This is a genomic window from Micromonospora sp. AMSO1212t, assembly GCF_008868145.1.
Classification (GTDB): Bacteria; Actinomycetota; Actinomycetes; order Mycobacteriales; family Micromonosporaceae; genus Micromonospora; species Micromonospora tulbaghiae.
Genome location: NZ_WBKS01000050.1, coordinates 13,054 through 37,098, shown reverse-complemented (window position 1 = coordinate 37,098; position 24,045 = coordinate 13,054). Strand labels below are relative to the sequence as shown.

The window sequence follows — 24,045 nt, the reverse complement described above, 5'->3', positions numbered from 1 at the left end:
GCGGGCGGCGCGGCGACCGGGGAGGCGGATGACGGCGCCGGCGTCGTGCAGCGCGGGTGCGAGCGCGCCGGCCCGGCCGCCGTGGCCGCGATGGAGGGCGGCGAGCAGCGCGGCGGCGGGCAGCGGCCGGGCGAACAGGTGGCCCTGCCCGGCGGCGCAGCCGAGTTCCCAGAGCGCACGGCGTTGCGGTTCGCTCTCCACGCCCTCGGCGACCACCGTGAGGTCGAGGCTGCGGCCGAGGTCGAGGGTGGAGCGGATCACGGCGGCGGCTTCGGGCGCGGTCTCCATGGCGCCGACGAAGCTGCGGTCGATCTTCAATTCGTGTACGGGGATGCGGGAGAGCAGGGAGAGCGACGAGTAGCCGGTGCCGAAGTCGTCGAGTGCCAGCCGGACGCCGGAGTCACGCAGGCGGCTGAGTACGCGGTCGACCACGTCGAGCTGGCTGAGCGTGAGCGTCTCGGTCAGTTCCAGCACGAGCCGGTCCGGCGGGAGGTCGTGGGCGCGCAGCCGGGCCAGTACCGCACCGGGGAAGCGGGCGTCGAGCAGGCTGCGCGGGGACACGTTCACCGAGACGGGCAGGTCGAAGCCGGCGTCGCGCCAGGAGCCGGCGGCGATGAGCGCCTGGTCGAGGATCGCCTCGGCGAACGCGGGGAGCAGCCCGGAGCGTTCCACCGCTTCGAGGAAGCGCAGCGGGTCGATGAGCCCGTGGGTGGGGTGGTGCCAGCGGGCCAGGGCTTCGGCGCCGATCACCTCGCCGCCGGCCAGGTCGACGATGGGCTGGAAGTTGACCGTGAACTCGTGGTCGGCCACGGCACGGGGCAGTTCGCCGCCGAGGGTGAGCCGGCTCAGGTCGGCGGTGTCGCGGGCCGGCGCGTACGTGGCGACGCGTTGGCCGGCGCGTTTGGCCTGGTACATGGCCACGTCGGCACGGCGCAGCAGTTCCGCCATGCCGCCGGTGGCGGGGGCGACGGCGATGCCGCCGCTGGCCTCCACGCTGATCCGCATGCCGTCGAGGTCCAGCGGGTCGTGCAGCGCGGCGAGCAGGGCCTCGGCGCGGTGGGCGGCGACGGCCGGGGCGGGCAGGCCGCGCAGGAGTACGGCGAACTCGTCGCCGCCGAGCCGGGCGACCAGGTCGTCGGGGCGGGCCGCGCCGCGCAGCCGTTCGGCGACCTGGATCAGCACCCGGTCACCGGCGCCGTGCCCGAGGGTGTCGTTGACCTCCTTGAAGTGGTTGAGGTCGATCAGCACCAGCGCGGTGACGCCGTCGGCGTGCCGGGTGGTGAGCTGGGCGCTGCCCTCGTCGAGCAGGTGCCGCCGGTTGGACAGGCCGGTGAGGGCGTCGTGGGTGGCGGCGTAGGCGTGGTCCTCGGCGATGCGGGCGAGTTCGGCGTACGCCTGGGCGTTGCGGACCGCCGTGCAGAGGGCGGAGGCGAAGGTACGCAGGGTGTACTGCTCGCGCTCGGAGAGTTCGACCGGGCCGGCGAACCGCAGCCGCAGCACGCCGACATCGTCGGTGCGGTCGTGGCCCTCCAGGGGGACCGGCATGACCTGACCGTCGACGGCGCTGGGCTGGGGGGCCGTTCCGTCGTACGCGATGTCCGTGCCGTTGCCCCGGACGGTGCGTCCGCCGTCGCGCAGCTCGATCTCGACCTCGTCGGCGGAGAAGAGTTCGCTGGCCTCGGTGACCGCTGTGGTGAGTACCTGGTCGAGGTCGACCACGTTGAGTGCGTCGGTGGCGCGGGCCAGGCGCTGCCAGGCCTGCTGCTCGGTGCGGGTGCGGATCCGGGCGGAGTAGGCCAGGTGCAGGCTGAGGACGAGCGGTGGCACGGCGAGCAGCAATCGGGGGTCTGCCCGCAGGATGAGTACTGTGCACGCGGCGACGAGGAAGCGGACCGCGAACCCGGCGACTCGAAGATCGAGGTCGGTACGGAACTGGCGGACGACGGGCGTCCCGGACGCGAGCGCGATGACCGGAATCGCGAGTACGTCGTCGAGCACCGCCGCCACCAGGTAGACGACTCCCAGCAGCAGCACGATATGGAGCGGCTCGCGGGGCGGCCATGCCTCGCCGAGCAGCAGGATGACGAGAGTGCTGCCCCCGGCCACCAACGTGTGCTTCGCGACGCCGAATGCGGTCTTGATGGGAGCGAGTCGCGTGACTGATCCGCAGGCTACGCCGATGCCGGTTGCCAGAATCAGCCAGGAGGCCGGCGCGACGGCGAGACCGATGACGATCGCGGTCTCGACCCAGGCGAAGGCCACGGTGGTGGACCGGATCCGCACCGGGGTCTTGATGATTGTGGCCAGGGCGACCGTCACTACCAGGGTCGTGACGGTTACGAGGTCACGAACGGAGTCCGGTGGCTGCCTCCAGACGGCGATCAGTGCGGCGAGCGCGACGAACGCCGCGCACACGCTCAAGGTGTACACGAGTGCGCGCAGCGGAGGTTCGACGGCTTGTCGGCCGTCCGCTGTTCGGCTCAACCGGCATCACCCGCCGCTCACCGTCGGAATGCGATGAGCGGCAGCCTACCCCTTCGCCGGGAATATGAGAACTCTCAGTTCCATTCGGTGCTGCGCATTTGTTGCCCTCCTCGGATATCGAGCGGGTCGTGGTTGCCGATGACCAAAGGGTTCGTCAGTTCCATTCGGTGCTGCGCATTGTCACGACCCTCCTCGCACATCTCTCTCGGCGCTTTGTGGCGCCCCCTGCCTTGGAAGAGCAGGTTAGAGTGCAGGAAGGGAGATAAGAAAGCATTAATGTCGGTATGCGCAATATAAGTAACTATTGCCGATTAAATGACGTTCTGTCCACGAGTGGTGTGCGGAGCGGAGCCGATCATCTCCCTCACGTACCCGCGTGGTCGCTCAGCGCCATGGGAATGGGCTGGATGCTTTACGTCGCCTGTAGCGTCGTCGCGGCGGCGGAACATTACAACCGTGCTTTCTGGCGGCTTCTCCAGTCGGGTCGGACGAGGGCCGGCAATGCCTCTTGACGGCGGGGCAACGCCTCTGTGACAAATCGATTACGCTGCGGCCTGGCGTGGACAAGAGCCGACTGAGGCTGGAACAGCAGCATGCAAATCCAAGTTGTCGGTGGTCTGGCGGTGCGGCTCGGCGCGGCCGACCTGTCGCTTGGAACACCCAAGCAGCAGCTGGTGCTGGCGCTCCTGGTCGTGCGGGCCAACCAGTTGGTCCCGCTGCACGACCTGGTGGACGAGCTGTGGCCCGACGAGCCACCCCGCTCCGCGATCGCCAATGTCCGGACGTACGCCGCCAATCTGCGCCGGAGCCTCGACTCGTGCGCGGGCGACAGGCTCAGGATCGTCCGTGAACCAGGCGGCTACCGGCTTCTCACCGACGAGAGCCTGATCGACCTGCACCGGGTGACCGGGCGCTGGCGCCACGCCCGAGGCCTGATGCGAGCGGGAGAGCCCGCGCGGGCGATCCCGTTGCTCGAGGACGTCGTCCACGGCGCGGCCCCGCTGCTCGCGGGACTGACGCTGGGGCCGGCGCTGACCGCGCGGCGAGAGGCTGTGAACCAGGAGCGCCGAGCAGCGCTGGAACTGCTGGCGGAGGCACATCTCAGCCTGGGGCGCCCGGAATCGGCCGTGTCGTTGCTGCGTGACGAGGTCTCGCACGAGCCTCTGTGGGAACGAGCGCAGTGCCTCCTGATGCGTGCCCTCATCGCGGCCGGTGACGCGGGGGGTGCGCTGGCCGTCTACCGCGCCGCACGCGAGGCACTGACCGATCAACTGGGGGTGCCGCCCAGCGAGGAGATGGAGCGACTTCGAAACGCGGCCACCCGCGCGCGACGCCGGATTCCGGAATCGGCGCGCGAGGTGGAGACGATCCGGAGTGGCGCTCATAAGCGCAATTGGCTGCCGCGAACGGTGATGAATTTCGTCGGCCGGGAGGAAATGGTCGATCGATTGTTGTACGAAGTGCGCGAGGCATCCGGGCAGGGTCCGGGGATCCGGGTGATCGACGGCATGGCGGGCTGCGGCAAGACGACTCTCGCCCTGCACGTGGCCTCCCGGTCGGCCGAGCGCTTCCCCGACGGGCAACTCTTCGTCGACCTGCGGGGACACAGCGCGCGAACACGGATGCGTCCGGCGACGGCACTGGAAACGTTGCTTCGCCAACTGGGTGTGCCGGCCGGCCGGATCCCCATGGAACTGCCCGACCGGCAGGAGATGTGGCGGCGCCAGCTGGCCACGCGTTCCGTGCTTGTAGTGCTCGACAATGCCGCCGACAGCCGGCAGGTCGAACCGCTGCTGCCCGTATCCGGATCGGCCGCGGTGCTCGTCACCAGCCGGCGGCGTCTGCTGGCGCTCACCGAACGACCGCCGGTGTCTCTCACCGTCCTCGCCGAGGCCGAGGCGCTCGAACTGCTCGCCACCCTCGTCGGGGGCGGGCGGGTGGAGGCCGAACCGGAGGCCGCGCGCCGACTGGTCGGCATCTGCGGCTGCCTGCCTCTCGCTGTCGGATTGGCCGGCACCCGGCTGGCGCACCGCCCCGACTGGCGGATCTCCGACCTCGTCGACAGATTGAGCAACAGGTCGATGTTCCTCCCCGCTCTTCGTGCCGAGGCTCGCAGCCTGATGGAGGCGTTCGCCGAGTCGTACGAGCCGCTCGACGAGGCCTGCAGGAAAGGTTTCCGATCGTTCGGCCTGGTGGCCGGAAACCACCTCGACACCGCGATGGTGGCAGCCCTCACCGATCTCCCTCTGCGGGACGCGGCCGACGTTCTCGACGAACTGGTGGACCGCCACCTCGTGCAGGAGACCTCGGCCGGCCGCTATCGCCTGCACGACCTGATGAGGCGTTACGCCGCCGAGCTGGCCCGCCAGGAGGGCGAGGCGACGGCCAGGCGATCGGCCGTCCAGAACCTGCTCGATCATGTGCTGCACTCGGTGGTGCGGGCGTCGGCGTCGATCGAGGACGGCCGCGTACTCGCGCAGCACTTGCGGCTCGCGGAACCGCGTCGACCGGATCTGCTCGCGGGACGCGTCAACCGCGACCTGGACTGGCTGGAGGAGCAGCGGCCGAACCTGGACGCGTTCATCCGTCAGGCGGCTGACGAGGGTCATGAACCGATGGCGTGGCGGCTGGCTCGTGCCAGTTGGCGGTTCTTCTACATCCGCGGCTACTTCGACGACATATCGGCCACGAACGGGGTGGGTCTCGTCGCGGCGCGGCGGTGCGGGGACCGTCACGCCGTGGCCCTCATGCACAACTACCTCGCCTCGGCGTGTGTGCGCACCGGTGCCTACCAGGACGCCTCCGCGCACCTGCACGAGGTCGTGTCGATCCTCACCGGGCTCGGTGACGAACCGGGCGCACAGCGGGCACGGTTCAACCTCGGTGCCGTGCACTGGCTGACCGGGCGACTCCACCAGTCGCTCGAAGCGAGCCGCGAGACGCTGCGCAGCCATGTGCTGGACACCCTTCCGGTTCTGCCCAACCTGGGCCTCACGCTTCGCTACCTTGGCCGTTATGACGAGTCGATGGCGGTTCACCGGCTCCATCTCTTCGTCGCCCGTATCAAGCACGACCTGTTCCACATGTCGAACGCACTGGGGCATCTCGGTGGCGTCAGATACCGCCTGGGGCAGAACGCGGCGGCAGAGCGCCTGCTCCGAGCCTCGCTCGCGCTCCGGGACCGCACCGGCAACGGCTTCGCCCGCGCCGAGACGCTCAGCGACCTCGCCGGCACCTACCGGCAACTGGGCCGCTACGAGGACGCGCTGCGGCACCACGAGGCGGCCATCGAGGCCGCCGCCGCCTCCGGGGAGCGGGGTGTCCAGGCGCAGGCACGTAACGAGCTGGCCGTCACCCTGGGCGTCACGGGGAGGGCCGACGAGGCCGTTCTCGTCTTCGAAGAAGCGCTCGCCATCGCCACCCGGATCGGCCACCCGTACGAGCAGGCCCGCGCCCTCGACGGCCTGGCCGGACATCTGGCGGAGAAGCAGCCGACCGAAGCGCGACGCTACCGGCAGCGCGCGTCGGCGATCTTCGAACGGATGGGTGCGCCCGAACGCCACGACCTGCGCCGACAGCTCGCGGAGCCGTCGTCCCCGCCGACCTGAACCGGCTTATCGATTTCTTATCGCGGCGTTCGCTAGCGTCCCCGGCATCGGCCACGGGGTGGGTTCCGCCGGAGCGGACCCGGCCGAACGAGGCCCCCACCGTCAGTTCCCCCCAGCGAATCGGCGGTGGGCAGGTGAGGGAGGGGCGTCGTGCATCGGCACCCGACACGGCGCTCCTCCCCGCCGCAGGCCGGCGCACCCGCGGCGTCGTACCCGGCGGATAGGGTCGGGCCGTGACCGAACCCGCGCAGCTCACCCACGTCGACCCGGCCGGTGCGGCCCGGATGGTCGACGTCTCCGCCAAGCCGGTCTCGGGCCGGCTCGCGGTCGCCGCCGGCCGCCTCCGCACCACCGCCGAGGTGGTGGACCTGCTGCGCCGCGACGGCCTGCCCAAGGGCGACGCGCTGGCTGTCGGCCGGCTCGCCGGCATCTTGGGGGCCAAGCGCACGCCCGACCTGATCCCGCTGTGCCACCCGATCGCGCTGCACGGCGTCACCGTCGACCTGGAGCTCACCGCCGACACGGTGGAGATCACGGCTACGGCGAAGACCGCCGACCGCACGGGCGTCGAGATGGAGGCGCTGACCGCGGTGGCGGTCGCCGGCCTCGCCCTGGTCGACATGGTGAAGGCGGTCGACCCGGCCGCGTCGGTGGACGCTGTGCGGGTGCTCCGCAAGGAGGGCGGCAAGACCGGCGAATGGGTCCGGCCGGAGGACCGGCCGTGATCCGGGCCCGGGTGATCGTGGCGTCCAACCGGGCCGCCGCCGGGGTGTACGAGGACACCAGCGGCCCGCTGCTCGTGACCGGGCTGCGCGAGCTGGGGTGCGAGGTCGACGCGCCGGTGGTGGTGCCGGACGGCGAACCGGTCGGTGACGCCCTGCGCGCGGCCCGTGCCGACGGCGTCGACGTGGTGCTGACCAGCGGTGGCACCGGCATCACCCCGACCGATCGCACGCCCGACGTGACGCGCGCGCTGCTCGACTACGAGATCCCCGGCATCGCCGAGGCGATCCGCGCGCACAGCCGCGACACCGTGCCGACGGCGGCGTTGTCCCGAGGGCTGGCCGGGGTGACCGGCCGGACGCTCGTGGTCAACCTGCCCGGCTCGCGCGGCGGCGCCCGGGACGGCCTGGCCGTGCTCGGGCCGATCCTGCGGCACGCCGTCGACCAGCTCCGCGGCGGCGACCACTGAACCCGCGAGACACGTGCCCCGGCGCTAGGCTCGCCGGATGAGCACGGAAACCGAAGCCGCCACGGCCGAGGCGGGCACGCCACCCCCGGCCGGGTGGGAGGAGGCCCGCTCCCGGGTGTACGCGGTGGGCCTGTCCGCCGCGCTCCCCGCGGTCGCCCGTCCGCTGGCCGAGGCCGACGGGCACACCCTGGCCGAGCCGCTGACCACACGTACCGACCTGCCCGCGTTCCCCACCTCCAGCGTGGACGGCTGGGCGGTGCGCGGCCCGGGGCCGTGGCGGGTGGTCGGACGGGTGCTCGCCGGGCACACCGCACCTCCGCTGGACGCCGACGGCAGCACCGTGGAGATCGCCACCGGCGCGATGGTTCCCGAGGGCACGACCGCGATCCTGCGGATCGAGGAGTCGACGCGTACGGCGGACGGCCTGGTGTCCGGCACGCCCCGCTCGGCGCCGGAGTGGCGGGAGCCGGGCGAGGAGGCGAACCTCGGGGAGGAGCTGCTGCCCGCCGGCACGCCGGTGGACCCGGCGGTGATCGGCCTGGCCGCCTCCTGCGGGCTCGACACGCTGCGGGTCCGCCGTCCACCCCGGGCCGCGCTGCTGGTCTTCGGCGACGAACTGCTCACCTCGGGTCCGCCCGGCGCGGGCCGGGTCCGTGACGCGCTCGGCCCGTCGGTGCCGGCCTGGCTGCGCCGCTACGGCTGCCAGGTGCGCGCGGCCGACGTGGTCGGCCCGGTCGCCGACACGCTGCCCGCGCACGTGGCGGCGCTGCGGGGCGCGCTCGCCAACGCCGACCTGGTCTGCACCACCGGTGGCACCATGCACGGCCCGGTCGACCACCTGCACCCGACGCTGGAGGCGCTCGGTGCCGACTACGTGGTGAACACCGTGGCGGTGCGCCCGGGTTTCCCGATGCTGCTCGCCCGGCTGGTGGACGGCGACGGGCGGGTGCGGTTCGTGGCCGGTCTGCCCGGCAACCCGCAGTCAGCCGTGGTGGCGCTCGTGTCGCTCGTCGCGCCCCTGCTCGCCGGTCTCACCGGCCGGCCGATGCCGGTGCTGCCGCACGTGACACTGGCTGAGCCGATCCCCGGGCGCGGCGACTACACCCATCTGGCGCTGGCCCGCTGGGACCGCGTCGCCGGCACCGCATACCCGGTGCGGCACGTCGGCTCGGCGATGCTGCGAGGGCTGGCCGGCGCGGACGGTTTCGCGGTGATCCGGCCCGGCGCCAGCGGCGCGGCCGGCGACCGGGTGCCGCTCGTGCCGCTGCCACTGACCCCCGGGGAGCGATTCGGGTGAGCGCGACGAACGAGCCGACGGGAGACGTCGTGACAGTGGAAGCAGGCGTGGTGCTCGGCGCGGTGACCGACCGGCCGCTCGACCTGGCCGCGCACGAGGCGGCGGTCGCCGACCGCCGGGCCGGCGCGGTGGTGTCCTTCCAGGGCGTGGTCCGCGACCACGACCACGGCCGGGGGGTCACCCGGCTGGAGTACGAGGGCCACCCCACCGCCGAGGCCGTGCTGCGCGAGGTGGCGGCCGAGATCGCGGCCGACCCGCAGGTGTACGCGGTGGCGGTGTCGCACCGGATCGGCCCGCTGGAGATCGGGGACGTGGCACTGGCGGCGGCCGTCAGCACCGCGCACCGGGCGGCCGCGTTCGCCGCCTGCGCACGCCTGGTGGACGAAGTGAAGGCGCGGCTGCCGATCTGGAAGCGCCAGGTCTTCGACGACGGCACCGAGGAATGGGTGAACTGCCCCTGAACGCTCAGCGCCGGGCGGCGAGCGCGGCGGTGCGGCCCAGCCGCTCGTGGTAGAACGCCGGCTCGGCGCCGGGGCGCCACGGCAACGCCGCGACGAGCACGATCAGCGCGATGGCGAGGGAGTTCTCCATGAGCGCGCCGAACAGGCCGTCCTGGTAGTGGGACACCTCGGGGAGCTGGTGCTCGTACGGCCAGATCGGTGAGATCAGGAACAGCAGGTAGAGCCCGAGCGCGCCGACGCCGTGGCGGAGCCCGGTCAGCGTCGGGTACCAGATCGGCGGGCGCAGGGCCGGCACGCCGTTGGCCGAAGGGCCCCCGGTGCCGCGCGGCGGCAGGCCGCGGCTCGCTTCGCGGCGGCGTACCGCGGCGTCGGCCAGCACGATGATCGCCGGGATGACCCAGATCAGGTGATGCGACCAGGAGATCGGGCTGATCACGTTGGCGGTGAGCCCGACCAGCGTGAACGCGGTCAGCTCGTCGCCGTCGGCGCGGGCACTCATCGCCCGGGACAGGCCAAGCGCCAGGAGCAGCACCGAGAACGCCAGCCAGAGCAGGCCGGGCGTCTCGATCGAGTCGTAGAGCCGCGCCAGCAGGCCGGCGAGGGACTGGTTGGCGGTCATGTCCGCCGCGCCGACCCGCTCGGTCTGCCAGAGCACGTCGGCGAAGTACGCGCGGGACTCCTCACCGAGCACGCCGAACGTCGCGATGGTCACGCCGATCGCGGTGCCGACGGCGGTCAGCGCGGCCCGCCACTGCCGGGTGAGCATCAGGTAGGCCACGAACAACGCCGGGGTGAGCTTGACCGCTGTGGCGAGCCCGATGCCCACACCGGCCCAGGCGCCGCTGTAGACGAACCGGGCCAGTGGCGAATCCGCCGTCTCGTAGTGGGTGCCCCGCTTGGCCCGCCAGCGCAGACCCACCATGTCCGCCATGATCAGCGCGAAGAGCAGCAGGTTGACCTGGCCGTAGCCGAGCGTCTCCCGGGACGGCTCGATGGCGACTGCGAGCGGGGTCGCGATGCCGACGGTGAACCAGAGCGGCCAGCCGAGCCGGTCCACGATGGGGCGTAGCAGCGCCGCGAGGACGACAGCGAGCGCGCCGATGCTGGCGAGCGCGTTGACGAAGCCGGCACCGTCGACCGGCAGCCAGGACATCGGCAGCATGACCAGGGCGGCGAACGGGGGGTAGGTGAAGCCCAGCGTGGTGGAGGGCGCGACGAAGTCGTACAGCTCGTTGCCGCCGGCCCACCACAGCACCGCGCCGTGGTAGATCTTCATGTCGAAGAAGTTGTACGGCCGTCCGAAGGCGCCGACGGCGAGCCACGCGGCGTACGACACGGCGGCGACGACGCCGAGACGCACCACGATCCGGCGGTCGACGCGGGAGGTCGGGGCGAGGCGGTTGGTCCGTCTACCGACTGTCGTCGGCATGGCGTGGCCACCCCCGTACCAAGGTCGTCGTACCCGTCCAGGTCCAGAACGGAGCCTAGAACGGCGCCTCACGTTGCTGCCTCCCGCGTTACGCGACCGTGTCCGATCCCACACGTGTTTTTGACATTTCCACCGCGTTAACGGGTCTCGGACGGTTCAGGTGATTGGTGGCCTTGCGGGGGGTGGAGGCCGTACGAAAACGCTTGTCAGCCGGGCATGCGGCGGGCGGTCGCCGCGGAGCGTACGGCGATTTTCGCCTCGCGCCGCGCGGTGCGGACCGCGCGCTTGACCGACCGGCGCGAGTGGTCGATCCGGTGGCCGGCGCGCCAGCGCAGGCCCGGCTTGCCCTCGGTGTCGGCGGCGGCGAGGAGGAGGCCACCGAGCAGGCCGAGGTTCTTCAGGAAGTGGATCTGGTTGTTGTTGCGGGCGGCCGGGTCGTCGTTGTTCCAGAAGGCGTGACCGGCGGCGGTGGTCGGGATCAGCGTGGCCGCGAGCACCAGCGCGGCCGGACGGGTGAACCGGCCGGTGGCGAACATCAGGCCGCCGACGAGCTGGGTGGCGGCGTTGGCCCGGATCAGCGACACCGTGTCGGTGGGGATGCGGGGGTGCACGTTCTGGATCAGCGGGGCGACCTTCCCGGTGACCGGTTCCGCGGCCTGCACCAGGCGTTCCGGGTTGCGCAGGTTGCGGGCGCCGCTGACCACGAAGATGCCGCTCAACATGACTCGGGCGAGGGAGCGCACGGGCTTCATGGCTCAGTCTTACCCCGTCGGGGGCGTCGTCATCCCCGCAACACACGAAAGGTATCGGCCGACGTGGACGTCCGAACGGTATCGATTTCAGCGACCGTCGCGGATGGACCGGTCGCGTTCGGTAAGGTCGCGCGGGTGACGACGCTGCGACTGCGCCCGGAGGGCCCCGCCGACGAGGCGCCGGTGGCCCGGGTGCTGGCCGCCGCCTTCGCCCGGCCCGACGTGGCCACCCCGCCGGAGGTCGGCCTGGTCGAGGAGTTGCGGCACAGCCCGGCGTGGATCCCGGAGCTGGCCATGGTCGCCGAGTACGGCGGCGAGGTGGTGGCGTACGCGCTGCTCACGCGCGTCGGCGTACGCACCGACCGCGGCACGTTGCCGGCGCTGGCCCTGGGCCCGGTGGCGGTGGCGCGGCACCGGCAGCGGCTGGGGCACGGCACGGCGGCGGTGCAGGCGGCGCTGGACGCCGCGACCGAGCTGGGCGAACGGCTGGTGGTGGTGCTCGGCGATCCGGCCTACTACCGCCGTTTCGGGTTCGGCCCGGCGGTCCGGCTGGGCCTGACGAGCCCCTGGTCCGGGCTGGGGGAGCCGTGGCAGGCGCTGGTGCTGCCGCCCTCGGCGAGCGGAGAGCCGCCACCGCCGGCCGGCGAGGTGGTCTTCCCGGCGCCCTGGTCTCGGGTGTGAGCGGCCTGAGCGGTCAGGCCGGCTGGGTGCGCAGGTAGCGGCCGAAGTGCGGCACTGTGAACGCCACGGTTCCCCGCTCGCCGGAGTAGATCAGGCCCTTCTTGATCAGCGCGTCCCGGGCCGGGGAGAGACTGGCCGGCTTGCGGCCGAGCGCGCGGGCGATCTCGGCGGTCGGCACCGCCGCGTCCATGTCGTCCCGGCCGCCCTCCTCGCCGTCCACCAGCGCCAGCGTGGCCATCGCGCGCATGTACTCGCGTTCGGCGGGCGTGGCCCGCTCGAACCGGGACCCGAAGAACCCCACCGCCAGCTCGGCCTCCGCCTCGGGCGCGGCGACCCGGACGTCCGCCGCGGTGATCGGTGAGCGGGGCGCGTGGTCCCAGGTGGCCTTCCCGTACGCCTGGACGAAGTAGGGATAGCCGCCGGAGGACTCGTAGAGCAGGTCGAGGGCCTTCTGCTCGTACTCGACCTCCTCCCGCTCGGCCGGCGCGCAGAGCGCCTGGTCGGCGGCGATCCGGTCGAGCCGGTCGATGCGCTGGTAGCGGTAGAGCCGCTCGGAGTAGGACTTGGCGGCGCTGAGGACGGCCGGCAGGTGCGGCAACCCCGCGCCCACGACGATGAGCGGCGCGCCGAGCTGGGACAGTTCGTGGCAGGCGGCGCAGAGCGCGGAGACGTCCTCGGCGCCGACGTCCTGCATCTCGTCGATGAAGATGGCGATGCCGGTGCCGACGTCGGTGGCGACCGCCGCCGCGTCGCTGAGCAGCTCGACCAGGTCGATCTCGATGTCGCCGGAGTCGGCGCGTCCGCTGCTCGCCGGTACGTCGATGCCGGGCTGCCAGCGGTCGCGCAGCTTGGGTGCCGCGCCGCCCCGCCCGGTGGGAGTGGAGCGTTGCGCGAACGCCTTGAGGACGCCGAGGAACGCGTCGATCCGGTCCGGGGCGCGGTGCCGGGGCGCCAGTTCGCGGACCGCCATGTGCAGCGCGGCGGCGATCGGCCGGCGCAGCGACTGGTCCGGCCGGGCCTCGATCTTGCCGGTGCCCCAGAGGTGGTTGATCGCCTCGGAGCGCAGCGTGTTGAGCAGGACGGTCTTGCCCACTCCACGCAGGCCGGTGAGCATCAGGCTGCGTTCGGGCCGGCCGCGGGCGATCCGTTCCAGCACCACGTCGAAGACGTCCAGTTCCCGCCCCCGCCCGGCGAGTTCGGGCGGGCGCTGGCCGGCGCCCGGCGCGTACGGGTTGCGGACCGGATCCACGAATCGCACAGTATCGGGTTCTCTAGCGACCAGGCTAGATGCGCGTAGAGGCGGCTACCGCGTGTCGGCCTCGACCTAAAACTAGGGCTGTCTAGCGTGGATGCTAGACAGCCCTAGTTTTGGCTACCGGTCCTGATTCGCGGCGCGCCCGCGATGCTGCCGACGCTCAGCGACGCCGCCGACGCTCAGCGGCGCTTCAGGCAGAGCACGAAGTCGAGCGTGTCCAGCTCGCTGTCGAAGAAGTACCAGTCGGTGTAGCCGGCCACCTTCCCGCACTTCGCCTCCGCGTCCTTCTTGCCGCTCGTCGCGCCGTCGATGCGGCGCAGCACCTCGTACGTCTTCGGGGCGCAGTCGGCGATCACCAGCTTCGGCTGGCCGCCGCCGCCCTCGTTGGCGACGCACTGGCCCGCCTTGACGAAGCGCGGATCGGTCGAGGAGGCCGGGGCCGCCGTCGTGGGCGTGGCGTCGGCCGGCTCGCTCGGCGGCGCCTCGCTCGGATCCGCGGCCGGCTGGGTGGCAGCGGTCGTGCCGCCGGTCGGGGTCTGCTCGTCCCGGCCCAGCATCCAGTACGCCCCGGCGCCGCCCAGCAGCAGCACGGCCAGCACGATCACGACCACCAGCAGCGGGCCCTTCCCGCGCTTCGGCGGCATCGGCTCGGCGTACTGCGGCTGGCCACCGCCGTACGGCGACGCGGCGTAGGGGTCGGCCGGGTGGCCCTGCTGCGGCGGCCCGGGGGACCAGGCCGGGCCCGGCTCGTACTGCTGGGTGGGCGGCCCGTACCGGTCGGCGGACCCGTACTGCTGCGTGGGCGGGCCGTACTGATCCGCAGGCGGACCGTACGGCCGCGCGCCCGGCGGCGGGCCGTACTGCGGGCCGGGCTGTGGGGCGTAACGCGGATCGTCCTGTGCGGCGTAGCGGGGATCGGGCTGCGGGGCGTAGCCGTCGTCGGGCCGTCCCCAGGGCTCGGGAGAGCCGCCGCCCGGTGGACCGAAGTTCGACATGAACGCCTCCTGCGTACGCCAGTGCTGAGAGGCCGGCCACCAACTGGGGACGCCGACGCCGTGGTCACCGTAGCGTGGTCCCACGATGAGCTCACGCCCCACGAGTGCGACGAACGTTGTCGATTCCGCGACGCCGCCGGCCCGCACCGCGCTGATCTGGACCGCCCTCGTGCTGGTCTACCTGCTCTGGGGCTCGACCTACCTGGGCATCCGGGTCGCGGTCGAGTCCCTGCCGCCACTCATCTCCGCGGCGATGCGGTTCGCCGCCGCAGCGGTGGTGCTCGCCGTGGTGCTGCGCCTGCGGCGCGGACCCGGCGCCCTGCGGGTGCCCGCGCGCCGCGTCGGCTCCGCAGCGCTCGTCGGCGTGCTGCTGCTGGCCGGCGGGAACGGTCTGGTGGTGCTCGCCGAGTCCGGTCCGGCCGGGACCGCCGTACCCTCCGGTGTGGCAGCGCTGCTCGTCGCCACGGTGCCGCTGCTCGTGGTGCTGCTGCGGACGGCCGGCGGGGACCGGCCGCGACCGTGGACGTTCCTCGGGGTGGCGCTCGGCTTCGCCGGCCTGGTCCTGCTCGTGCTGCCCCGCGACGGGGTGGACGGCGTGCCGGTGGCGGGGGCGCTCACAGTGGTCGCCGCGGCGGCGAGCTGGTCGGTCGGCTCGTACCTGTCCGGGAAGATCCTGATGCCCGCCGACCCGTTCGTGGCCACCGTCTACGAGATGGTCGCGGGCGCGGCGGTGCTCGCGCTCGTCGGCGTGGCCCGGGGCGAGCTGCGCGGCTTCTCCTTCGCCGACGTGACCGGGCGGTCCTGGGCGGCGATGGCCTACCTGATGGTGGCCGGATCGCTCGTCGCGTTCACCGCGTACGTCTGGCTGCTCGCCCACGCGCCGATCTCCCTGGTCTCGACGTACGCGTACGTGAACCCGGTGGTCGCGGTGGCGCTCGGCGCGCTGTTCGTCGCCGAGCCCGTCACCTCGCAGGTGCTGCTGGGTGGCGCGGTCATCGTGGCCGGCGTGGCAGTGGTGGTGACCACCGAGCGACCCCGCCGGTCCCCGCCACCAGCCGTCGACGGGGCATCCGCGGAGCCGGCCGGGCGGTAGCGTCCCGGCCCGTGTCGGCGCTGCTGGTGACGGGGGCCGCGCTGCTGGGCGCGGCGGCCGGGTGGGCGGCCGTACCGGTCGCCCGGTCGTTCGTCACAGTGTCCGCCGCCGGCGCGCCGCGCCGGGACGCGTTCGCCCTGGTCGGCGCCGTGGTGTTCGGCGGGCTCGCCGCCCGTGGCGCCGATCCGGCGCTGCCCGCGTTGCTGCTGGTCGCCGCCGCCGGGCTGGTCCTCGCGGTCACCGACGTGACCGCGCTGCGGCTGCCCGACCCGCTCGTCGGCGTGGTCGCGCTCGGCGGTGGCCTCGGCCTGGCCGCTGCCACGGCGGCGACCGGCGAACCGCGCCGCCTGGCCGTCGCGGTGGCCGGCACCGCGTTCTCCTTCACCGGGTACGCGCTGCTGGCGCTGCTGCCCCGTGCCCGGCTCGGCTTCGGCGACGTGAAGCTCGCCGCAGCGCTCGGGCTGCCGCTGGGCTGGCTCGGCTGGCCGACGCTGCGCCTCGGGCTGCTCCTGCCGCACGTGCTCGGCGGAGCCGCGGTGCTCGTCCTGCTGGCCGCCGGCCGGGTACGCCGGGACACGCCGGTGCCGTTCGGCCCGGCGCTGCTCGGCGGCGCGTGGCTCGCCGCCGTGCTGACCTGATCGGCGCGGCCCAGCCCGGCCCGCGTTCGTGGCCCGGCCCGCGTTCGTGGCCCGCCGGAGCTGCGCCGGTCAGATCAACCGGAGCTGGTGGTCCTTCGGGCGGCGGGGTTCGGTCGCGTCCAGGCGCTCGAACAGCGCCGGATCGATCACGTCGAGGAACGGCGACGGGCGGGTGTCGCGTTCCGCGCCGTGCCGGGCGCGGCGGCCCGCGTGACTGACGTAGAGCCGGTCCTGCGCCCGGGTCAGCCCGACGAAGAACAGCCGGCGCTCCTCGGCCACCGCGTCGTCGTCCGGCTCGGAGCCGGGCCAGCGCAGCGGTAGCAGACCGTCCTCGGCGCCGACCAGGAACACCACCGGGAACTCCAGGCCCTTCGCGGCGTGCAGCGTGAGCAGCGTGACCGCCTCGGCGCGCGGGTCGAGCGCGTCCACCTCCGCGCCGGTGGCGAGCTGGTTGAGGAACAGTTCGAGGTCGTCGCCGCAGCGCCGGGCCAGCGGGGTGAGCAGGTCCACCGCCGTGCGGACGTCCTCGGGGCGTACCGCGCCGGAGCCGTCGAGCGTGGGCACGGCGAAGCGCTCGGCCAGGATCTGCCCGGCCTGGCGTACCCGGGCGGCGAGCGAACCGTCGAGACCGGCGTGGCGCAGCTCGCGGGCGATGGCCGGCACGCCGGGGCGGTCGCGCAGCCGGTCGTGCGAGCGCTTCTGCACCGGGATGTTCGCCCGGGCCAGCGCGTCCACGATCGGCGCGGCCTGGGCGTCGGTGCGGTAGAGCACCGCGATGTCGGAGAATGACAGCGACGTGGCCCGCCCGTCGATCCGCCCCGAGTCGAGCGAGCGGTGGGACAGCCCGCCGACCATCTCGTCCACCGTACGGACCACGAAGTCGGCCTCGTCGTAGGCGGAACTCGCCGCGTACCGGCCGACCAGCGGTGCCTCCGGGTCGAGCCGGGCCGGGTCGAGGCGACGGCCGCGCACCAGCGACGACGGCGCGATGGCCTGCACGGCGGCGGCCAGGATCGGCGCGGAGGAGCGGTAGTTGCGGTTCAGCCGGACCAGCCGGGCGTCGGTGAAGTCCTGCGAGAAGCGCAGGAAGTAGCCCACGTCGGCGCCCCGGAAAGAGTAGATCGCCTGGTCCGGGTCGCCGATCGCGCACAGGTTCCCGTCCGGCGGGCTGAGCAGCCGCAGCAGCTCGTACTGCACCGCGTCGACGTCCTGGTACTCGTCGACGAAGATCCACTTCCACCGCTCGCGGTACTCCCGGACCAGCTTCCGGTCGCCCTTCAGCAGCGCCACCGGCAGCGTCAGCAACTCGTCCAGGTCGACCAGGTCCCGCTTGCGCAGCAGCGCCACGTACCGCTCGTCGTCGTCACCGGCCTCGCCGCGCGCCGTCGCCCGGTCCGCGTCGTCGGCGATCCGGAAGTCCGCCGGCAGCCCGGCCGCCGCCGCGTTCTCCCGCAGCACGGTCAGGCCCAGCGAGTGGAACGTGCCCACAGTGACGTCCTCGGCGACCGGGCCGAGCAGCCCGTCCAGCCGGTGCCGCAGCTCCTCGGCCGCACGCCTGGTGAACGTGATCGCCAGGCACTGGTCCGGGAAGACGTTCAGCTCCGCGCACAGGTACGCGATCCGGTGGGTGAGCGTCCGGGTCTTGCCGGTGCCCGGGCCGGCCACGATCAGCAGCGGACCCCCCGGCGCGGACGCGGCCACCCGCTGCATCGCGTCCAGCCGGTCCAGCAGGCCGGTGCCGACCTCCTCCATCCCGGCGAGCATCGGCTCGAACGGTTCGTGCGGGGACTGCGCGGGCGCGATCGGGGGCGCGGGCGGCGGCGTCCGCTTCGGCTCCGGCCGGGCCGCCGCCGGGCGCTTGGCCTTCGGCTTCGGTGCCGGCTCCGCGGGCTGCCGCTGCGCGGGCACCGGTACGTCGAACAGCGTCTCCTGCCCGGCCCGGGCACCCGAGGCGCCCAGTTCGGCCGGATCGAACAGCGTGATCACGCCGTACTCCCCGTCGTAGCCCGGCACGCGGCGCACGTCGCCGCGGCGCAGCCGTCCGATGCCCTCCGCGAGCAGCTCGCCGCCGACGCGGCCGATCTCCTCGATCGGGGTACGCGTCAGGATCTCCAGCTCCGGGCCGAGCGCGGCGATCAGCTCGTTGAGCTTTCCCTCGACCTTCTTCGACCGCGCGCCGACCCGGTTCAGCTCGCCGAGGATCTCGGCCAGCGGCACCAGGTGGGTCACCTCGCGGGCGTGCGCCGGCCGGTGTCCGGCCGGCCGGTCCGCCAGCTCCTCGACCCGGCTGAGTACGCCCACCGTCAGCGGCTTGCCGCACTCCGGGCAGCGTCCGCCCGCCTCGCGGGTCCGCTCCGGCGACCAGTTCACGCCGCACAGCCGGTGCCCGTCGGCGTGGTACTTGCCCTCCTCCGGGAAGAACTCCACGGTGCCGGCGAGCCCGTCGCCGGTACGCAGCGCCTCGCGGATGGCGAAGTAGTCGCGGGCGGCCGTCAGGACCGTGGCCTCCCGGGCCAGCGCGGGCGGCGAGTGCGCGTCCGAGTTCGACACCAGCTGGTAGCGGTCCAGGCTGCCGACCCGCCAGTTCATCTCCGGGTCGGACGACAGGCCGGTCTCCACCGCGAAGATGTGCTCGGCCAGGTCGGCGTAGCAGTCGGCGATCGCGTCGAAGCCGGACTTCGAGCCGAGCGCGGAGAACCAGGGCGTCCAGATGTGCGCCGGCACCAGGTAGCCGTCCGGGCTCGCCTCCAGCGTGATCTCCAGCAGGTCGCGGGAGTCGAGCCCGAGGATCGGCCGGCCGTCCGACCCGAGGTTGCCGATGCGGCCCAGCGCGGTGTTGAACCGGCCCACCGCGTCCAGGTCCGGCAGGTAGATCAGGTGGTGCACCTTGCGCGTGCGGTCGTCGCGCTTGTAGATCGTGGAGATCTCCACGCTCAGCATGTACCGGACCGGGTCCGCCTCCGCCTCACTGGCGAGCCGGGGCGGCAGCCGCCGGGCGACGTCCCGCTCCGCCTCGGACGAGAGCCGGTACAGGCCCGGCTCGGCCGGGCGCAGTGTCTCGCGCAGGTGGTCGTACCAGGCGGGATGGGTGAAGTCGCCGGTGCCGAGCACGCCGATGCCCTTACGCCGGGCCCACCAGGCCAGGTTCGGCAGGGTCAGGTCACGGCTGCACGCGCGGCTGTACTTCGAGTGGATGTGCAGATCCGCGACGTACGGCGGGAGGCCACCGGGGGGTGCGGCGCTGAACGGAGGCACGCCGCATCCTGTCACGTCCGGTCCCCCGCCCGCCCGTCGCCACGCGTACGGGTGACCTGAGCAATGCGGTGCTGGACTCGGCGGCCCATGCACGCTATTGAGCGCGCAGCTCGACGAGCGTCACCTGGGGAGGCGCGCCCACCCGCACCGGCGGGCCCCAGAAACCGGCGCCGTTCGTGACGTAGACCTTCGTGCCGTCGACCTCGCCGAGGCCGGAGACCACCGGCTGTTCGAGCTTCACCGCCAGGTTGAACGGCACCATCTGGCCGCCGTGCGTGTGCCCGGAGAGCTGGAGGTCGACGCCGAACTTCGCCGCCTCCTGCGCGGCCACCGGCTGGTGCGCCAGCAGCACCACCGGCCGGCTCGGGTCGCGGTCGCCGAGGGCGGCGGCGTAGTCGGCGGGCGCGGCCACTCCGGTGCCGGCGGCGCTCACGTCGTTCACTCCGGCGAGGTCCAGCACGCCGCCCCGGGCCTGGATCTCCTGCCGCTCGTTCTGGAGCACGCGCAGGCCGAGCCGGTCCACCTCACGGACCCACTCCTCCACGCCGGAGTAGTACTCGTGGTTTCCGGTGACGAAGAAGCTGCCGTACCGGGACTGCAGGTCACGCAGCGGCTCGGCAGCCTCGCCCAGCTCGGCCACCGTGCCGTCGACCAGGTCACCCACCACGGCAACCAGGTCGGCGTCCATCCGGTTGATCATCGCGACGATCCGCTCGGTGTGCGCCCGGCCGCGCAACGGCCCGAGGTGGATGTCGGAGACGGTGGCGATACGCAGCCCGTCCATGCTCCGGGGCAGCTTCGCCAGCGGGATCTGCACCCGGTCGAGCTGCGGCGGACCCATCGCGGTGCGGACGCCGTACCCGGTGACACCGGCGGCGGTGAGCCCGGCGAAGATCGCCGCTCCGCGGGCGAGCAGCAGCCGCCGGGAGGGGTCGTGGTCCGGCGCGTGGGTGCCGGCCGGCGGCGCGTCGGCGCTGTCGACCGGCGGTGGCGTCGCACCCTCCGCCGTCGCCGCGCCGACGAGCGCGGGCTCGGGCTCCGGGCCGGCGACGACCGCCGAGCGGGCCCGGCGGCGCAGCACCAGCCGGACCACCGCGGTCGGCACTTCGAGCACCAGCAGCAGCACCAGCAGGTAGAACATCAGCGCGACCCAGAGGTAGCCGGGCCAGGCCAGCCAGTACCAGCCGTTGCGGGTGCCCGCCATGGTCAGCGGTACGAGCACCGCCAGCGCCGCGATCGCCACGCCACCGGCCCGACGCCACCGCCCGGGGCGTGTGGTGTCCCGGACCAGCCGCTTCCACAGGTAGAAGTGGATCAGGCCGATCACGAGCACGACGAAGCCCAGGAATGTCGCCATGGCCAGCACGTGTGTCCCCCTCAGCCGCCCGCGAAGGGCGGCAGCACGTCCACCGTCGCCCCGGCCGGCAACAGTGCCCGTCGATCATGACAGGCCACGCCGTCGACCAGGAAACTCGCCGCCTTCAGCACCACCGCGAGGCGTTCGCCGTGCCGGGCGGCCAGGTCATCGAGGAGTTCGTCCAGGGACCGCCCGGCGGATGCGGTCTCCTCGGATCGTCCGGCGGCCGCGCGGGCGCCGGCGAAATAGCGGACTGTCAGCTCCATCCTCAGCCTCCGATCGCCGACATCGAGCGAGCGGGCTGGAGGAAGGTCGGGTCGTCGATGCCGTGCCCGGCCCGCTTGGCCCACATCGCGGCGCGCCAGCGGCGGGCCAGTTCCTCGTCGTCCGCGCCGTCGCGCAACGCGCCACGCAGGTCCGACTCCTCGGTGGCGAACAGGCAGTTGCGTACCTGGCCGTCGGCGGTGAGCCGGGTGCGGTCGCAGTCGCCGCAGAACGGTCGGGTCACGCTGGCGATCACCCCGACGCGGGCCGGCCCGCCGTCCACCAACCACGTCTCGGCCGGTGCCGCGCCCCGTTCGGACGGGTCCGGCGTCAGCGCGAACGCGGCGTGCAGGGAGGCCAGGATCTCGTCGGCGGTGACCATGGTCGAGCGGTCCCAGCCGTGCTGGGCGTCGAGCGGCATCTGCTCGATGAACCGCAGCTCGTAGCCGTGCGCGAGCGCGAACCGGAGCAGCGCGGGCGCCTCGTCGTCGTTCGTGCCGCGCATGAGCACCGAGTTGATCTTCACTGGGGTCAGTCCGGCTTCCGCCGCGCCGGCCAGCCCGGCGAGCACGTCGGCGAGCCGGTCGCGGCGGGTCAGCGCGGTGAACCGGTCCCGGTCCAGCGTGTCGAGCGAGACGTTGACGCGGTCCAGCCCGGCGCCACGCAGCGCCGGCGCCATGCGGGCCAGGCCGATGCCGTTCGTGGTCAGCGAGATGCGCGGCCGGGGCGTGAGCGCGGCGACCGCCGCCACGATGCCGGGCAGGCCCGGCCGGATGAGCGGCTCACCGCCGGTGAAGCGCACCTCGGTGATGCCGAGCCGGGACACGGCGACACCCACCAGCCGGATGATCTCGTCGTCGGTGAGCAGTTGCGGACCGGCCAGCCAGGGCAGACCTTCCGCCGGCATGCAGTAGGTGCAGCGCAGGTTGCACTTGTCGGTCAGCGAGACCCGCAGGTCCCGGGCGACACGGCCGTACCGGTCGGCGAGGACGCCGTCGCTCGTCCCGGGGGCGCTCATCTGTCGACCGTAGCGCGGTCGGGCCCCCGGAGGGCGGCACAGGCGGTGGAGCGCACCGCGTCCGCGTACGCCGCGCCGAAGATCGCGGTGTGCACGAGCAGCAGATGCAACTGGTGCAGCGGCACCCGTTCCCGCCATCCGTCGGCCGGCGGCCACGCCTCCCGGTAGGCGGCCATGATCCGGTCCAGGTGCGGCGGGCCGCCGAACAGGGCGAGCTGCGCCAGGTCGGTCTCGCGATGGCCGCCGTGCGCGGCCGGGTCGACCAGCCAGACCCGGCCGTCGGCGCCCCAGAGCAGGTTGCCGGGCCAGAGATCGCCGTGCAGCCGGGCCGGTGGCTCGTCGCCGCCGAACTCGCCGATCCGTTCGACGACCCGCTCGACGAGCGCCGCCCCGGCGCCGTCGAGCGCGCCGCAGTCGACCGACATGCGCAGGTAGGGCAGGAGGCGGTGCCGGGCGAACCAGTCCGGCCAGGGACCAGGGCCGGGCGTGTTGTCCTGCGGCAGCGCGCCGATGAACCCGGGCCGGTCCGCGCCGAACGCGGGCGCGCCGGCGCGGTGCAGCCCGGCCAGGTCACGGCCGAACGCCTCCGCCGCCTCGGGCGTCGGTTCGCCGGGCTCCACCCAGTCGAGCGCCAGCAGGTCGGGCAGAGCGACGAGCACATCCGGTACGGGCACCGAGCCGGCCTCGCGCAGCCAGCGCAGCCCGGCCGCCTCGGCGGCGAAGAAGCCCTCCGGCAGGGGACGCGCCGCCCGTTCCGGCCAGGTCTTGGCGAACACCGAGTGCCCGTCGTCGAGCGTCAGCCGGGAGGCCGCGCAGATGTCACCGCCGGAGACCGGGGTCTCCCGGATCCGCTGGTGGGTCAGGAAGGTCGGCAGGTGCTCCGGGTGTGCCCGCAGGTACGCCAGGTCCATGAGCGCAAGGTAGCGGTTACCCCGGACATCCGTGTGCCGAGTGACGCCGCAGATCGCCGTTGAGCTGGGCCGATACGCTCCGTATCTGTGGACGGACCGCGTGTCGTCCACAGGGGCGGACGTGGCGGCCCGCGACCGCCCACGCTCCCGGCATGAACTCCACCGAGCCAGCGCGCCTCTCCGTCCGCTCGCCGGCCGACATGGTCGCGGCCGTGCCCTACCTGCTCGGCTTCCATCCCGCCGACAGCGTCGTGGTGGTCGCCGTACGCGGCCGGCGCGTCGTCTTCGCCGCCCGTGGCGACCTGCCCGCTCCGGGCGCCGACCCCGGTCCGGCGGCCCGGCACCTGGCGCAGGTGGTGGCCCGGCAGGACGCCGACGCCGCCACTGTCGTCGGCTACGGTCCGGCCGCCCGGGTGACAGGCGTCGTGGACGCGATCGGCGACGCGCTGACCGCCACCGGGGTGGTGGTACTCGACGCGCTGCGGGTCACCGATGGCCGCTGGTTCTCGTACCTGTGCGTCGAGCCGTCCTGCTGCCCGCCCGAGGGCACCCCGTACGACCTGGCCGCCAGCCAGGTCAGCGCCGCTGCGGTGTTCGCCGGTCAGGTCGCCCTGCCCGACCGGGCCGCGCTCGCCGCGCAGGTGTCCCCGCTCGACGGGCCGGTCCGGCTCGCCATGCGCCGGGCCACCGGTCGGGCGCGCCTCCGCCTGGCCGCGCTCACCGGACGGCCGTCCACGCTGTCGGCAGGGAGCCCGGCCGGAGGCCTGCCAGCCGACAGTTCGAGGGCGGGCGGGGAGCCGCCGGTTCCGGCGGACGGTGCTGGGCCGGAGGGGAAGTCGTCGGTCCCGGTTGGCGGGCCCGGGTCGGGCGGCCAGTCCCAGGTGCCGGCAGGTGGTGCCGGGTCGGGTGGGGAGCCTCGGGCCGTGCGGACGGCGGGCACGGCGGCCGTACGAGCCGCCTTTCGCCGGCAGCGGCGCGGCGAGCGGCTGGACGACGACGAGGTGGCCTGGCTGACAGTGCTCCTCACCCACGTCGCGGTACGCGACCACGCCTGGTCCCGCACCGACGGCCGGGACGAGGACATCAGCCTCTGGACGGACGTGCTGCGACGCGCCGAGCCGGACCTGATCGCCGCGCCGGGCTGCCTGCTCGCGTTCGCCGCCTGGCGCTCGGGGCACGGGGCACTGGCCGCTGTCACCCTGGAACGGGTGCTGTCCGCCCACCCCGGCTACTCGCTCGCGGTGCTGCTCGACGAGGCGCTCCGGCGCGGAGTCGCCCCGTCCGCGCTGGACGGGTGGCCCGGTTCCGACGGCGGCGTGGTGCTGCGGCGCCGCCGACGCCGGCCACGCCGGTGA

Annotated in this window: 19 protein-coding genes; 9 read left to right on the top strand and 10 right to left on the bottom strand. The window is 73.5% G+C overall.

All coding sequences use genetic code 11. From position 1 onward, the window contains the following. On the bottom strand, nt 1-2,319 hold a 2,319-nt coding region (locus F8279_RS15315), incomplete at its 3' end, for a bifunctional diguanylate cyclase/phosphodiesterase (RefSeq protein WP_225853289.1). A 758-nt stretch (nt 2,320-3,077) separates the two neighbouring features. Between F8279_RS15315 and F8279_RS15310 the strand changes: the two genes are divergently transcribed. The 5 genes from F8279_RS15310 (at nt 3,078) to F8279_RS15290 (ending at nt 9,042) form a co-directional block, all read left to right on the top strand. Continuing rightward, a complete protein-coding gene (locus tag F8279_RS15310) occupies nt 3,078-6,092 on the top strand; it encodes a tetratricopeptide repeat protein (protein WP_091413464.1) in 3,015 nt (1,004 codons plus the stop codon). A 233-nt stretch (nt 6,093-6,325) separates the two neighbouring features. Next, on the top strand, nt 6,326-6,817 hold the full coding sequence (gene moaC / locus F8279_RS15305; RefSeq protein WP_091413463.1) for a cyclic pyranopterin monophosphate synthase MoaC: 492 nt from the start codon (nt 6,326-6,328) through the stop codon (nt 6,815-6,817). Next, nucleotides 6,790-7,284 carry a molybdenum cofactor biosynthesis protein B gene (locus F8279_RS15300; RefSeq protein ID WP_192580700.1) on the top strand — a complete coding sequence of 165 codons (495 nt, stop codon included), beginning with the start codon at nt 6,790-6,792 and terminating at the stop codon, nt 7,282-7,284. The genes moaC and F8279_RS15300 overlap by 28 nt, the downstream gene beginning before the upstream one ends. Nucleotides 7,285-7,321: 37 nt before the next feature. Continuing rightward, nucleotides 7,322-8,581 carry a molybdopterin molybdotransferase MoeA gene (locus F8279_RS15295; protein ID WP_091413461.1) on the top strand — a complete coding sequence of 420 codons (1,260 nt, stop codon included), beginning with the start codon at nt 7,322-7,324 and terminating at the stop codon, nt 8,579-8,581. A gap of 35 nt (nt 8,582-8,616) precedes the next feature. Further along, nucleotides 8,617-9,042 (top strand): molybdenum cofactor biosynthesis protein MoaE, encoded by a 426-nt coding sequence (locus tag F8279_RS15290; RefSeq protein ID WP_175438624.1) that lies wholly within the window; start codon nt 8,617-8,619, stop codon nt 9,040-9,042. A gap of 4 nt (nt 9,043-9,046) precedes the next feature. Here F8279_RS15290 and F8279_RS15285 read toward each other — a convergent pair whose 3' ends face one another. Together F8279_RS15285 and F8279_RS15280 are read right to left on the bottom strand one after the other, a co-directional pair. Next, nucleotides 9,047-10,471 carry a glycosyltransferase 87 family protein gene (locus tag F8279_RS15285; protein ID WP_151500298.1) on the bottom strand — a complete coding sequence of 475 codons (1,425 nt, stop codon included), beginning with the start codon at nt 10,469-10,471 and terminating at the stop codon, nt 9,047-9,049. A gap of 206 nt (nt 10,472-10,677) precedes the next feature. Next, complete coding sequence (locus F8279_RS15280; RefSeq protein ID WP_091413455.1) at nt 10,678-11,223, bottom strand: DoxX family protein; 546 nt, start codon at nt 11,221-11,223, stop codon at nt 10,678-10,680. Between the two features lie 135 nt (nt 11,224-11,358). Here F8279_RS15280 and F8279_RS15275 point away from each other — a divergent pair, with 135 nt between their 5' ends. After that, nucleotides 11,359-11,904: a GNAT family N-acetyltransferase gene (locus F8279_RS15275; protein WP_091413453.1), complete on the top strand. Its 546-nt coding sequence runs from the start codon at nt 11,359-11,361 to the stop codon at nt 11,902-11,904. A 13-nt stretch (nt 11,905-11,917) separates the two neighbouring features. Here F8279_RS15275 and F8279_RS15270 read toward each other — a convergent pair whose 3' ends face one another. Next, nucleotides 11,918-13,153: an ATP-binding protein gene (locus tag F8279_RS15270; protein WP_091413451.1), complete on the bottom strand. Its 1,236-nt coding sequence runs from the start codon at nt 13,151-13,153 to the stop codon at nt 11,918-11,920. Nucleotides 13,154-13,338: 185 nt separating this feature from the next. Continuing rightward, the gene (locus F8279_RS30970) at nt 13,339-14,154 is read right to left on the bottom strand and encodes a flagellar basal body protein FliL (protein WP_091413449.1); all 816 of its coding nucleotides are present in this window, start codon (nt 14,152-14,154) and stop codon (nt 13,339-13,341) included. Nucleotides 14,155-14,239: 85 nt separating this feature from the next. Here F8279_RS30970 and F8279_RS15260 point away from each other — a divergent pair, with 85 nt between their 5' ends. Both F8279_RS15260 and F8279_RS15255 read left to right on the top strand, forming a co-directional pair. Next, nucleotides 14,240-15,247 carry an EamA family transporter gene (locus F8279_RS15260; RefSeq protein WP_225853288.1) on the top strand — a complete coding sequence of 336 codons (1,008 nt, stop codon included), beginning with the start codon at nt 14,240-14,242 and terminating at the stop codon, nt 15,245-15,247. A gap of 11 nt (nt 15,248-15,258) precedes the next feature. After that, nucleotides 15,259-15,885, top strand: a complete 627-nt coding sequence (locus tag F8279_RS15255; protein WP_151500297.1) for an A24 family peptidase — start codon at nt 15,259-15,261, stop codon at nt 15,883-15,885. A 69-nt stretch (nt 15,886-15,954) separates the two neighbouring features. On the opposite strand, the gene F8279_RS15250 is transcribed toward F8279_RS15255, so the two are convergent. From F8279_RS15250 to F8279_RS15230, 5 genes are all read right to left on the bottom strand, one after another. Continuing rightward, the gene (locus F8279_RS15250; RefSeq protein WP_151500296.1) at nt 15,955-19,140 is read right to left on the bottom strand and encodes a UvrD-helicase domain-containing protein; all 3,186 of its coding nucleotides are present in this window, start codon (nt 19,138-19,140) and stop codon (nt 15,955-15,957) included. A 94-nt stretch (nt 19,141-19,234) separates the two neighbouring features. Further along, complete coding sequence (locus F8279_RS15245; protein WP_151500295.1) at nt 19,235-20,497, bottom strand: metallophosphoesterase; 1,263 nt, start codon at nt 20,495-20,497, stop codon at nt 19,235-19,237. Between the two features lie 20 nt (nt 20,498-20,517). After that, complete coding sequence (locus F8279_RS15240) at nt 20,518-20,763, bottom strand: MoaD/ThiS family protein (protein WP_091413443.1); 246 nt, start codon at nt 20,761-20,763, stop codon at nt 20,518-20,520. A gap of 2 nt (nt 20,764-20,765) precedes the next feature. Beyond that, the gene (gene moaA / locus F8279_RS15235) at nt 20,766-21,779 is read right to left on the bottom strand and encodes a GTP 3',8-cyclase MoaA (RefSeq protein ID WP_151500294.1); all 1,014 of its coding nucleotides are present in this window, start codon (nt 21,777-21,779) and stop codon (nt 20,766-20,768) included. Continuing rightward, nucleotides 21,776-22,690, bottom strand: coding sequence for a fructosamine kinase family protein (locus F8279_RS15230; RefSeq protein ID WP_151500293.1), 915 nt, complete (start codon nt 22,688-22,690; stop codon nt 21,776-21,778). Before F8279_RS15230 ends, moaA begins: the two co-directional genes overlap by 4 nt. Nucleotides 22,691-22,842: 152 nt before the next feature. Here F8279_RS15230 and F8279_RS15225 point away from each other — a divergent pair, with 152 nt between their 5' ends. Continuing rightward, nucleotides 22,843-24,045 (top strand): DUF4192 domain-containing protein, encoded by a 1,203-nt coding sequence (locus tag F8279_RS15225; protein ID WP_151500292.1) that lies wholly within the window; start codon nt 22,843-22,845, stop codon nt 24,043-24,045.